Raw genomic sequence first — 12,804 nt, forward strand, 5'->3', positions numbered from 1 at the left:
TTGTTCATGCCTGCATTCCACGTCGACCATTTGATTATAAATGGCCGAACTAACTCTTACCCATATACCAGTAAGGTCCAGGGTAGATCTATTGAGATAAGAAAAGGACTTAACCGGGTGCGCCATGGACGCTCCATTAGGGACCAGTTTAATCAAGCGGTCAGAGATTTCCAGCAAAACTCCGATGATAACTTTGTTTACATAGTATTTAAGTCGCCTCCGGACTTTCTATTGGATCTGCAAAAGTTTGAGGACAGCAAAGGCCATTTCAGGCTAAAGACTACCAGACAGTTGGAAAGCGAAGACCACGAAGGTCAGCTACACACCTATTACGAAGCGGCAGTATACCTTAATCGTCAGGCAATCAGTAAATTTTTGCAAAAGGTTGATGACTACGTCAATCGTAATCACCCTCGCTGGGGATCACCACTGAACCAGTCCTTAGTAGCTAATATAGATGAGATCCGTGCGGCTACTTTGCAAAGTTTTTGGCAGGAACCGGAAATACTGTTTCCGGAATTTGATCAACGCCAGTGGTGGGAAATATGGATCAGCCGCGAGAATGCCGACGATCCGGACAATCCCATATCAAGAATCGCTGAGTCATTGGCAGCAAATGAAGTGCAGATTGGAAGACGGTTTCTGGCATTTCCTGAACATTACGTCTACCTGATGAATGCTACAGCAGAACAGCTTTCCAAATCTATTCTTTATACGGACCGACTTTGCGAAATCAGAATGCTAAAGGAGAATGCCGCATTTTTTACGTATTACACGCCTCCCGAAGAACAGCATGTATGGGCGGATGACCTAGCGACCAGGGTGAACTTTGCACCTGACGATGTAAGTGTGTGCTTGCTTGATTCCGGCATTACGCTTAACAATCCACTATTGGCAAACGTCGTTGATCCCAGACATGTAGTAGCTATTGAAGCCCACTGGGATGCTGAGGACAAGTTCCTAAACAATGGGCATGGTACACCTATGGCAGGACTGGCAATCTATGGTGATCTTACCGATCTATTTGCTACTCAACATCGCATAGATATCAGACATAAATTGGAAAGCATAAAAATTTATAATGGCAATGGTTTTGCTCCGGAACTGCGAGGAGCTGTAACCATTGAAGCTATTGCCAGAGCAGAGATTCTAAATCCTAATCATAACAGGATAGTATGTTTGGCTTTGACCAATTGGGATGTAGTACATAAAGGACGTCCATCCTCACATTCGGCAGCCATTGATCAATTGCTTTTTGGGACGCCGGATGTGCCAAACGACAACTTACTATTTATGATCAGTGCCGGAAACCTCGACCATCACGAAAGGTTAACTTACCCACTCTCCAATGAGAAAAATTCGATTGAAGATCCTGCCCAATCCTACAATGCAATTGTGGTGGGAGCCTATACTTTAAAAGACCAATTAGACATACAACGCTTTCCAGGCGCCAATTTATTAGCTCAACGAGGGGCATTGTCTCCCAGCAGCCGCACATCCGCTGACTGGGACAATGAGTGGTGCAGAAAACCGGATATTGTTATGGAAGGAGGTAATCATGGTATTGACAGTGCAGGTCTTGTTCTGGACTGGTCATTGGAATTACTTTCAACCTCCACTGCCAGATTTCTCCATGCACCGCTAGTGACTTTTGGTGATACCAGTGGCGCAACAGCATTAGCGTCCAGATTTGGTGCACAGCTATACAGGGAATATCCCAATCTACGGCCGGAAACTATTCGTGGCCTGATGATTCATTCGGCAGAATGGACACCAGCTATGCGCCGAAACCGATCCATCCAACAATTGAATGCCGGCGAAAAATTGAGATTATTCAGGCAAGTTGGATATGGTGTCCCTAATATGGGAAAGGCCCGATATAGTGCTAATAATAGTCTGTCCTTGATCGCAGAACGCATACTAAAGCCATACAAACTAGAGGGTAGCGTGACCAAAACGGATCAGTTTCATCTGTTCGAGCTACCGTGGCCTGTGGACGCTCTTCAGGGCTTATTTAATACTGAAGTCAAATTAACAGTGACGCTATCCTATTTTATAGAACCGAACCCCGGCAACAAGCGCTATGAGCAGGCATCAAGTTATATGTCCCATGGGCTTCGCTTTAAGATGATAGACAGCGGTGAACGGCCTGCCGCCTTTCTTGGCAGAATTAGTAAAGCAATGGAGGAAGACAACTGGGAAGCCGAAGGCGCGGAAGACTGGATCCTGGGAGAGCGCCTGCGGAATAAAGGTTGTATACATAAAGACATTTGGGTGGGGCCTGCAGTGGAACTCGCAAATAGAAATCAAATCGCCATCTATCCGGTTGGGGGTTGGTGGAGGGCAAGAAAACAATTAGAGCGCTATAATAGTCATGTTTATTACAGTCTTATTATTACTATAGAGGCGCCGGATAACATTGCGAATCTGGATATCTATACTCCTGTAGCAGAGTTAATCAGAGTTCCGATTGACATTTAGGAAAACTGTATATAACCATAAATATCATAGCCGCAGGCGTTGCCTACGGCTATGATCAACCATAATTTCTAAATTATCATTTATTGTACAATTTTCTTCTTTAAAAAAAGTCTGAATATAATCCATCCTACAAATAAAAATGTTAATATTTGAATAGATATTATCATTAAATACTGTGAAGGATCCGCATAGCGAATTCCTATGCCAATTGCACTAACTGGCAATGTAAAAGCCAGACAATATATTATCCAATCTCCATGTAAAAAATCATGCGGATATACTGATAAAACAGAAACAGTACCTAATCCAACATAAAAAAAAGAGATTAGATAAGCATATTTATATGCGATTTTCCTACTCATAAGATATTACTTAAGGAATGTCAAATATATGTAAAGGCACTTAAATATATGAATATTGGATTGTCTTTACCAGTCGCATTGTTAACAGTGTGTACTACCGTTTGGGGCAAATTAGCTTCCTGATTTTTTACCGGAGTATTGTAATTAATTATATGGCAAAAGAACGAAGCGCTGCAGCTATAATAACCCATTTCCAACGGAAAGGAGGGGAAGGGGAGTTTACTAAAATAATCACTGAACGAAATGAACCAGAATACGCAGAACAACTTGCAGGACTGGAAGATGGCGAAAAAGGGTTGATTATTTACAAGAAGGATAATACCCAATGGGTTTTGCTGACCAGCAAAAGAATAATATCAGTCAAAAATGAAAGTCGTTCAGACGTTTATTATCAGGATCTCGCCCATGTGGAGGTGGCAATGGATGAAGAATATGAGAATCTCAAACAGGAAGGCTTCAGATCATTCACGCGGCTAAAGCTAACGGACATAAATAGAAATACTTATGTATTCCAGGTGGAAGCAGGAAGTCCATTTAACGGTATTTCGCAGGTAATGCATTTTATAAACAGATACTGACGAAGAAAAAAGGCTGTATCATACTTTTGATGCAGCTTCTTACTTTTTCAGATCAGTTTCATTAGCGCGGCCGATATTTTAATCAAAGTTTTGGTACCTTAATAATATGGCAAAAGAAACGAGCGCCGGAATATTAGTAGCCAGATTCAAACGTAAAGGCGCAGAAGGAGAATTTACGAAAATAATAACCGAACAAAATGAGGCTGACTATGTGGAACAATTATCCGATCTTGAAGAGAATGAAAAAGGACTGATCATTTACAAGAGGAGTAACAATGATTGGGTTTTGCTGACCAGCAAAAGAGTAATATCTTTCCAGAACGATAATCGCTTTGCGATAGCACATGCGGATATAATTGACGTGAATGTGGCATTCAAGGAAGAACATGAAAACCTGGGTTCGTCCTCGTTATTCACCCGATTAGCATTAACTGACAAAGAAGGGAAACGGCACGTGATTCAGCTGGAGCCTGGCCGGGCATTTAACGGCTTTTCCCAGGCACTATATTTTATTTAAATTAAGTCACCCTGCTATTAGTAGGGTGATTTTGGTAATAATGAATAACTTCTTTGTATGAATACCCTAAATAATATGGCAAAAGGAAAAAGTCCGGGAGTAATAGTATCCTTGTTTAAACGTGTGGGTGGAGAAGGGGAATTTACCAAAATAATAACCGAACAAAATGAAGCTGACTATGCGGAACAATTATCTGATCTTGAAGAGAATGAAAAAGGATTGATCATTTACAGGAGGAATAACAATGATTGGTTTTTGCTAACTAATAAAAGACTAATATCAGTCAAGGACGATAATCGCTTAGTAATGGCACATGAGGATGTAATCGAGGTGGAGGTGGAACGTGATAATATAGGGAAGGCTCCGTCATTAACCCGGGTAGCAGTAACTGACAAAGAGGGGAAACAGCACGGGATTCAACTGGAGCGTGGCCAGTCATTTAGCGGTATTATTCAGGTACTGTATTTTATTGTACGAAGATCGCCCCCGCCACTAGCGGGACGATTTTGACAATAATAAATAACTTCTTTGTATGAATCTCCTAGATAATATGGCAAAAGAAAAAAGCCGGGAGTAATAATATCCTTGTTCAAACGTGTGGGTGGAGAAGGGGAATTTACCAAAATAATAACCGAACAAAATGAAGCTGACTATGCGGAACAATTATCCAATCTTGAAGAGAATGAAAAAGGATTGATCATTTACAGGAGGAATAACAATGATTGGTTTTTGCTGACCAGCAAAAGAGTAATATCTGTCCAGAACGATAATCGCTTCGCGATAGCACATGCGGATATAATTGACGTGGATGTGGCATTCAAGGAAGAACATGAAAACCTGGGTTCCTCTCGGTTATTCACCCGGATAGCATTAACTGACAAAGAAGGGAAACGGCACGTGATTCAGTTGGAGCATGGTCTGGCATTTAGCGGTATTATCCAGGTACTATATTTTATAAATAGATAATGACGAAGAAAAAAGACCGTATCATACTTTTGATACGGCTCCTTACTTTTTCAGATCACTTTCATTAGCGTTTAATTGAGCGCATCTGCCAATACCCGCATCTTCAGCCCTCTGATTAACATAGAACATCCGTAAACTGAAGTTGCAACCGCCATCCCAACACCAATAAATGCGATTACCCAGGAATAAGATAATAGACCGTAGAAGGAAAATATGATCCCACAAACAGCTACAACCGTTGACCAGGTAGCCAGATAATAATCCTGGGCACGTTTGAACAACCAACCTAACGGGAAAAAGTGCAATCCTACGACTAGCGCTATAACCGGGATAACCAGATCCGGGTAACCTAAATTGGTAACGATATTAATCCCTATTAAAATACCCAAACCTTCGCCAACAAAAACATAGGTGAACCTTTTGTCACGTTTTTTATCCGCTTCAGAAACGACCTTTATACCCTGATCCGGATAATGTTTTGACACTTTTAGAAACCTAAGGGCATAGCTTGTAAATATCGAAATCAAAACCGGGAACAAAATCAGTGCGATTTTATAAGGGCTGGTCTTTAAACCTATATAGGCAATAACTGTCCAGATGCCGGTAAATAAAGCCATCATCAACATTCCTGTGGCGATACCAGACAATTTATCTGTTGGTTTGACTGTGGATTCATCTTTCATATTCAAATTTAATAATTATATAAATTTTTGAACAAATTTTATTTTAATCAGTACAACGAGCGTTTCCAGTGCACAGCTTCCGGCAATGGTCAAATAATTGGCATCAGTAGAATGTAGCGATCTGACGGCTTAAATTTTACCGGAACTTAAAGTGCGTTTGCCGATTTTTTCAGTGGACTAACCTATCTCAGATTGTGCTGAGAGTAGGGGCGGATTAGTTTTGCTGTATGAAAACAAATACCGTTCTGATATCAGGTGCCAGTGTAGCTGGGCCTGCACTGGCTCACAGCTTAAGCAAATATGGATTCAAGGTTACGATCATTGAACGTGCGCCAACGATTCGTCCGGGTGGCTACGCAGTAGACTTTCGAGGAACTGCGATAACCGTACTGAAACGAATGGGACTCCTCGACGAGATACGTAAATTTGAAACCCGCGCAGGAAAAATTGCTGTTGTGAATAAAGACAACAAAAAGGTCGCCAGCTTTCCGGATGCTTTTACCAGTGGTGAACTGGAGATTATGCGTGGTGATCTGGCAAATGTATTGTATGAGGCAACCCGGTCCGATGTAGAGTATATCTTCGATGATACGATCACAGGCTTGAGAGAAACCGGTAACGGCGTAAATGTCACCTTCCAACATGGCGCTCCGAGGAACTTTGACCTTGTATTTGGGGCCGACGGTTTACATTCCAAAGTAAGATCAATCGCTTTTGGGGAAGAAGCAAACTATATAAACCACCTGGGATTATATATTGCCATCTTTACCACGCCGAACTTTATGGACCTTGGTATGGATGGTGTGTATTATAGCACGCTGGGAAAACGTACAGGCGTGTTTGGTGCCTGCAAGGGTAGGGAGGCCAGGGCATCATTCTACTTCGCCTCTGATCCATTTAACTATAATTATCGTGATGTCAGTCAACAAAAGCAGGTCATCCGGGAAAGGTTCTCCGGGGATGAATGGCAAGTGCCTCGCTTGTTGGAAATGATGGATACAGCTCCGGATTTTTACTTTGACTCTATAAGCCAGATCAAAATGGACCGTTGGTCGAAAGGTCGAATTGCATTGGTGGGTGATGCGGCACATTGTGCTTCACCTATGTCCGGGATGGGTACCAGTATGGCAATTATCGGCGCCTATATCCTGGCAGGAGAACTCAAAGAGGCGGATGGTGATTACAAAAAGGCATTGGCCAACTATGAAACGTATATGCGTGAGTTTGTCCAGCGCTGCCAGGAGCTGGCTAACGGCGTGGACTGGTTTGTACCTAAAACTAAGTTTAAGCAATGGATGAGCGGGCTATTCTGGAAGATTTTGCCATACACTCCCTGGAAAAATATGATGATAGAGTTACCTATGAAGATCGCCAATTCTATTACGCTGAAAGAATACTGCTAAAATTTTACACTGGAATTTAAAGTTTTTGGAAAACCTTTCACGTATCGAACATTGTGTTTTTTACTAATTGTGATAAAGTAGATGCTTTTAATAAAAAACTGTCTGCTTTTTTGATGAAGGGGAAATAATGGACGCCCTTAGTTCGCATATAGACGATCTAAGGGTGTCCAAGGTATAATCGCTTCGCGATAGCACATGCGGATATAATTGACGTGAACGTGGCATTCAAGGAAGAATATGAAAACCTGGGTTCCTCTCGGTTATTCACCCGGATAGCATTAACTGACAAAGAAGGGAAACGGCACGTGATTCAATTGGAGCCTGGCAGGGCATTTAGCGGTATTATCCAGGTACTATTTTTTATAAACAGATAATTACGAAGAAAAAAAGATCGTATAATACTTTTGATGCAGGGTCTTACTTTTTTAGATCAGTTTCATTAGCGCGGCCGATATTTTAATCAAACCTTCTGCTATTGAATAGACGTGGGTTCTCAATTTAAGGACAAGAGGTGGTCGTTGGAACTCATAAGGAATTTTTGCCAGGCCACACCATTTACTCTTATATCGTAGTACATGTTTAGGGTCAGGTTTACTTTGAATTGGAAATAACAATTGCCACCGTCTGAGACATCAAACATTTCGGTTTTCCATCGATCATCGCGAACCCGACAAAAGCAGTTTACCCAAACTTCCTTCTGCCCATTTTTATTTACCACAACAATTAATTGCTTTCTGTAGTTTCTTTGTTTTAAGTCTATACTCCACCACTTATAGTCTTTATCCAGCGAATTATTAAAGTCTGTTACACACACCAATAAAAAACTGTCTACGACTTGCAATTCTTTTTGAGTCAGCATTGCAGCCTTATAGGTGCTATCAAAGGGCCAGTTGCTTTTGGAGTCGAACTTAATAATAGCCGTTTTTGAAGTGTCGAATTTGAGATTGGTTTTGTTTTCAAACCGGTTTATGTTGCCTTGATTTTTATTTGATACCTGTCCCCAAGCGACAAAAGAGTTTGTCACAAAAATGGTAAGTATTAATATGCTCGGTAATAAACGTAATGCCATTTTAAAATTGTTTTAGCTATAGTGATCCCATGTTCCTGGTCATATTCGTTTGGAAAAAAGGCAGTGTTTTTTAAGAACACACTGCAACATGTTTTACAGCAAAATTGTACCTTTGGAAGAGTTGCTGTATTAACCTTGAATCCTTCTTTTTTCTGCAGCGCCTTTAGGGTAAGTTGATAGCAAGTTAGTAGTGAGTCTATAGTTGCTTCGTAGGTTGAACACCCTTTGAACGTACCTTGGACGCCCTTAGTTCGCATATAGACGATCTAAGGGTGTCCAAGGTACGTTTTATTTATAAAGTAACTATAGACTCCTATTAACTTGCTACAGAGAAAACAGCTTCTGTTGAATGATAATTGACTATTGGATCAGGATAATGTTTGACAAATAAATTGATCGATTATGCATTATTCTGATCCAATAATTAATTAACTTCAGGATATGAAAAAATCCATTTTTGTAAGCATAATTTTAGTGCTGTTCAGCACAATGTTATTTGCTCAGGCGACTCCGCCGCCTTCTGCAGACCAGGTACTATCTGAAGCAATGAAGCAAGCCACAAAAGAACACAAAAGCGTGTTTATTATGTTTCATGCTTCCTGGTGTGGCTGGTGCCGTAAAATGGATGAGAGCATGAATGATCCTGCTATAAAAGCTTATTTTGACAATAATTACGTGATCAGGCATCTTACAGTAACAGAGTCTAAAGGGAAGGAGAATCTTGAAAACCCAGGGGCTGCGGAGTTACTAAAAAAATACAATAGCGACGGTTTGGGCATTCCTGTATGGTTCATCTTTGATAATAAGGGCAAGCTGCTGGCAGACTCTCATTTGAGACCAGAAGGAACCGGATTTGATGTAAAGGGAAGTGGTATTATTGGGTGCCCGGCTCAAAAAGATGAAGTGGATGAATTTATCAAATCATTAAAGAAATCTTCTTCGCTGAAAGAGAATGAACTTGCTGCAATCGCTGTAAGGTTTAGCAAGAATAATCCCGGGCATTAATAGAAGTCACTTGCTAGTAAAAGGGGGTTCAACAATATGGTACAACCTTTTTTAATTCGGCTCCCTGATGGAGGGCCATACATGATGTTTTCTGCCAGGATATAATGGTTTTCTTCTTAGTTTATGCCACCAGGCGATTAGCAATTCATGACTTTGTATAAATTACCTGTCTATTTCGGGATTAACCAGGAATTGACCAGAGATAAACCAGGAATTAGCAGGGGATAGATCACATACAACTTACCCAACCCCTGCCAATTTCACGTGTAAAATATTTCTCACTAAGAACTGTCATTTATTCTCCGGCAGCTTTGTTGCTTATCTTGCCGTTATATGTACCGGTAACAACCTTTCCCGATAAAGTAATAGAATAACTGATGGAATAAACATCACCTGATTTGGAAACATTCACCGTACCGGCAGTAACACCGGTGACCTCAGTACCGGCACCAGCAACATTTGTTGCATTATACCTTACAACAGCACTTGAAAAATTCTTTTTAGCATCATATGCTACATTGCTTCTGCTCAGGAAATCATACTTAGGATAAGATAATGAGTCTACAAAGATCTGTACAAAATTTTCTATATAGTCAGGAGCCACACCGATATTAGTGATGATTAGTCCATTGGCGGTAGTCCAGTAAGCATAGTCTGAATTGTATGCCTTACCGTCTATGGTAAATGAGCCACCAGCAGGAGTTGTTTTATCATCTTTCTTACAGGCAGTTGCGAAAAGAGCAAACAGGCTCATAGCCAGCATAACAGCAGCTAGTTTTTTCATAGGTTACATTGTTTTATTATTGAGAATCAATTGGTTTCAGGATAATATGGTTTTCTCCGATATATAGTAGGTATAATACTTCCACTCACAGCAATGCTCTTGTAAGATATATATAAATATTTAATATTTCTATTGTTTGAGAAAGATGTAAGGTTAATAAACAAGACAGTGAGTAGTATGCGAATAAGAAGAATGACAGAGATACGGAGGTTTCAGGTGGATTATGGGCCTTAGCCATTTGGCATACCGTTCAATAAAGAACTAAAGTTCGTACGCTTGATAAAGCCCAATAGCATTAATACCAAATGGGTACAGTCCACAATCCCACCTGAATCCGAAATAAAGCATTTATAAATTATTATAGAGGGAATGCATATCCCCCGCAAGCTGATCATAGATAGGTCTGGTGAACAGCATAAACAATTCCTGGGGTGGTGGAGGCGGTATATCAGATCCTCCGATTAAACGCTTGTCATCATCACTGAGAGCTCTTTTATCGCCCCGGTAAGTGCCAAATTCATTCACCCAGGTATAACTGCCCGGAAGGCGGTTGGTGCTGATCACATTATTGTTGGTTACATCAATAAGCCGGTAGTCCAGTGAGCCCTGGGAGATCACACTGGCCCTGGTGAGGAATACAGTAGCTCTCACCGTTTCGTATCTATTGATCACTTTACCGCTGGTATCTTTATAACTGCTGGTTACAATTTCCTTTGAAACATCCCGCTGACTACGATCTACATAGGTTTGTCCTACTACGAAATCATAAAACCGGAGTTCCAGGTACTGGTCTGGCTGCAGGTTGTTATTACGCGCAATGCGTTCATCAGTAAACACAACAAAGCGGTTGATATTACGGTTTTGCAGATTGCGAATAAGCACATCCCTGAACTGATCAGCACTGAACTGGTAGTAGGAAGAGCTGATTTGCATTTCACTTATCACTACATTTACAACACCCCTGTTAAAAGATTCATCCCTTAACTCTTCTGAATTACGGTAATTTTTAACCAGCTTAAGGGCAGCAATAAATTCATCATAAGCCCTGCGGGCACTCGCTTTATCCTCTTTCTCCAACAATGCCACACCTCGCTGATAACGTACTTCTGCCGCATTTTCCTGGGCACCTGTAATGGCTGTACGATAATCTTTGGGTGTTACGATAGCTGACGCAGCAGGAGAGGCGTGTATAATATCGTATAAGCTTTGAAGTGAGCGGTATTCCTGTCTCACATATTCCCATTTAAGCGGATTGTCGGAAGTCAGATAACCATTAACCTTGTCTTCATGCAAGCGTTGGGATTGTGCATATGCTTTGGGAAGCAGCTGAAGAGAGGTGGTATGTTCGGGGCGCCGTTGCAGTTTCTTTACGAAAGCTTTTACGGCATCGTCGTATCTGCCTTTATTGTATAATTTTTCTCCTGATTTACAAGACAGAATGAATAGGATAGGTGCTATCAGCAACCAGTAACGGTTTTGCATATATACTCGATATAAGTGAAATCTTCACAATATACTTACTTGATGTATCCTCTTCTCATTTCTCTGTCGTTCTCGCGTTCTCTTATGCTGTCACGTTTATCATGCACCTTCTTACCTTTACCCAGTCCTATTTCCATTTTCGCATATCCCTTGTCAGAAATAAAAATGAATAATGGAATAATACTGTAACCTTTCTCTCTGATCTTAAGATCCAGTTTACGCAACTCCTTTTTTGTCAGCAACAATTTACGTTCACGAAGAGGATCATGATTATAGAAAGTGCCGTGTGTATAAGCAGAAATGTGCAGGCTTTTAACAAACAGTTCTCCATGTGAGAAATAGCAGAAAGCATCATTGAAACTTACCCTGCTGGCACGGATGGATTTGATCTCAGTACCAGACAGCACAAGGCCAGCAATGAATTTATCTTCAATTGCATAATCATAGTAAGCCGATCTGTTTTTGAGTTGTACTTTGGACATCTATTTTAAGTAACTGGCCAAAAAAGGCTATCCGAAGATAGCATTCCCTGGCCAGTTGGTATTTAAAAGTTCTTAATTTTTAAACAAAGTAAGCAACTCTGCCAACTTTGGTTTTAATTCTTTACGGTCAATGATCAGATCCAGGAAACCGTGTTCAAGTACAAATTCTGCACTCTGGAAGCCTTCCGGAAGATCTTTCTTGATTGTTTCCTTGATTACACGCGGACCGGCAAAACCGATCAGTGCCTTAGGTTCAGATACGTTCAGGTCGCCCAGCATCGCAAAAGAAGCTGTTACACCACCTGTAGTAGGATCTGTCATCATGGAAATGTAAGGCAGTTTGGCATCGGCCAGCTGTGTTAATTTAGCCGATGTTTTGGCCATCTGCATCAGCGAGAAAGCACTTTCCATCATACGGGCACCACCTGATTTTGAAATGATCATCAGCGGCATCTTATGAGCAATACAGTAATCTATAGAGCGGGCAATCTTTTCACCTACTACAGATCCCATAGAACCACCAATGAAAGCAAAGTCCATACAGGCTACCACCAGATCATTTTCCAGCACTTTCCCTACACCTACCCGCATAGCATCTTTCAGGCCCGACTTCTTCTGAGCATCTACCAACCTGGCGCCATAAGGCTTCAGGTCTTTAAAGCCCAGGAAATCCTTTGGATAGATATTATCGAATAGCTCTTCGAAATCATTATTATCAAATAAGATTTCAAAATATTCTGCCGAATTAATACGGTTGTGATAATTACATTTATCACACACGTAAAAATGTTCTTTCAAATCTCTTACCGTGACGGTTTTTTTGCAGCTAGGACATTTGTGCCACAATCCATCCGGTGCTTCTTTCTTTTCACTTGTAGACGTTTGAATGCCTTGTTTAATGCGCTTAAACCAGCTTGACATATTGTACTATTAGGTTACAAAATAGTTGTGCAAGATACAAATTAAATTAACTTCCAAAGTATCTCATTCGC

Annotated in this window: 14 protein-coding genes; 7 read left to right on the forward strand and 7 right to left on the reverse strand. The window is 40.9% G+C overall.

What is annotated here, in order from left to right:
• Positions 1-6 precede the first annotated feature (6 nt).
• Entirely contained in the window at positions 7-2,481 is a 2,475-nt protein-coding gene (locus BM176_RS28635; RefSeq protein ID WP_090107837.1) for a S8 family peptidase, read from the forward strand.
• A gap of 80 nt (positions 2,482-2,561) precedes the next feature.
• Here the strand turns inward: BM176_RS28635 and BM176_RS28640 are convergent, their stop codons facing one another.
• On the reverse strand, positions 2,562-2,843 hold the full coding sequence (locus tag BM176_RS28640; RefSeq protein ID WP_090107838.1) for a hypothetical protein: 282 nt from the start codon (positions 2,841-2,843) through the stop codon (positions 2,562-2,564).
• Between the two features lie 152 nt (positions 2,844-2,995).
• Between BM176_RS28640 and BM176_RS28645 the strand changes: the two genes are divergently transcribed.
• The 4 genes from BM176_RS28645 to BM176_RS28660 all read left to right on the forward strand — a co-directional run bounded on the left by BM176_RS28645 (position 2,996) and on the right by BM176_RS28660 (position 4,904).
• Entirely contained in the window at positions 2,996-3,421 is a 426-nt protein-coding gene (locus tag BM176_RS28645) for a hypothetical protein (RefSeq protein WP_090107839.1), read from the forward strand.
• A 106-nt stretch (positions 3,422-3,527) separates the two neighbouring features.
• Positions 3,528-3,938: a hypothetical protein gene (locus BM176_RS28650; protein WP_090107840.1), complete on the forward strand. Its 411-nt coding sequence runs from the start codon at positions 3,528-3,530 to the stop codon at positions 3,936-3,938.
• A gap of 57 nt (positions 3,939-3,995) precedes the next feature.
• Positions 3,996-4,448, forward strand: a complete 453-nt coding sequence (locus BM176_RS28655) for a hypothetical protein (RefSeq protein ID WP_090107841.1) — start codon at positions 3,996-3,998, stop codon at positions 4,446-4,448.
• Between the two features lie 75 nt (positions 4,449-4,523).
• Positions 4,524-4,904, forward strand: coding sequence for a hypothetical protein (locus BM176_RS28660; protein WP_090107842.1), 381 nt, complete (start codon positions 4,524-4,526; stop codon positions 4,902-4,904).
• 71 nt (positions 4,905-4,975) lie between these two features.
• On the opposite strand, the gene BM176_RS28665 is transcribed toward BM176_RS28660, so the two are convergent.
• The gene (locus BM176_RS28665; protein WP_090107843.1) at positions 4,976-5,587 is read right to left on the reverse strand and encodes a hypothetical protein; all 612 of its coding nucleotides are present in this window, start codon (positions 5,585-5,587) and stop codon (positions 4,976-4,978) included.
• A 227-nt stretch (positions 5,588-5,814) separates the two neighbouring features.
• Here BM176_RS28665 and BM176_RS28670 point away from each other — a divergent pair, with 227 nt between their 5' ends.
• Positions 5,815-6,990 carry an FAD-dependent monooxygenase gene (locus BM176_RS28670; protein ID WP_090107844.1) on the forward strand — a complete coding sequence of 392 codons (1,176 nt, stop codon included), beginning with the start codon at positions 5,815-5,817 and terminating at the stop codon, positions 6,988-6,990.
• Between the two features lie 493 nt (positions 6,991-7,483).
• Here BM176_RS28670 and BM176_RS28675 read toward each other — a convergent pair whose 3' ends face one another.
• Positions 7,484-8,059, reverse strand: coding sequence for a hypothetical protein (locus tag BM176_RS28675; protein ID WP_090107845.1), 576 nt, complete (start codon positions 8,057-8,059; stop codon positions 7,484-7,486).
• A 441-nt stretch (positions 8,060-8,500) separates the two neighbouring features.
• Between BM176_RS28675 and BM176_RS28680 the strand changes: the two genes are divergently transcribed.
• Entirely contained in the window at positions 8,501-9,064 is a 564-nt protein-coding gene (locus BM176_RS28680; protein WP_090107846.1) for a thioredoxin family protein, read from the forward strand.
• Between the two features lie 295 nt (positions 9,065-9,359).
• On the opposite strand, the gene BM176_RS28685 is transcribed toward BM176_RS28680, so the two are convergent.
• From BM176_RS28685 to accD, 4 genes are all read right to left on the reverse strand, one after another.
• Positions 9,360-9,848 (reverse strand): hypothetical protein, encoded by a 489-nt coding sequence (locus BM176_RS28685; protein WP_090107847.1) that lies wholly within the window; start codon positions 9,846-9,848, stop codon positions 9,360-9,362.
• 348 nt (positions 9,849-10,196) lie between these two features.
• Positions 10,197-11,330, reverse strand: coding sequence for a hypothetical protein (locus BM176_RS28690; RefSeq protein ID WP_090107848.1), 1,134 nt, complete (start codon positions 11,328-11,330; stop codon positions 10,197-10,199).
• A 35-nt stretch (positions 11,331-11,365) separates the two neighbouring features.
• Positions 11,366-11,812: an SsrA-binding protein SmpB gene (gene smpB / locus BM176_RS28695; RefSeq protein ID WP_090107849.1), complete on the reverse strand. Its 447-nt coding sequence runs from the start codon at positions 11,810-11,812 to the stop codon at positions 11,366-11,368.
• 72 nt (positions 11,813-11,884) lie between these two features.
• Positions 11,885-12,733, reverse strand: coding sequence for an acetyl-CoA carboxylase, carboxyltransferase subunit beta (accD, locus tag BM176_RS28700; protein WP_090107850.1), 849 nt, complete (start codon positions 12,731-12,733; stop codon positions 11,885-11,887).
• Positions 12,734-12,804 lie beyond the last annotated feature (71 nt).

Source organism: Chitinophaga sp. CF118, from assembly GCF_900112615.1.
In the GTDB taxonomy this organism is placed as follows: domain Bacteria; phylum Bacteroidota; class Bacteroidia; order Chitinophagales; family Chitinophagaceae; genus Chitinophaga.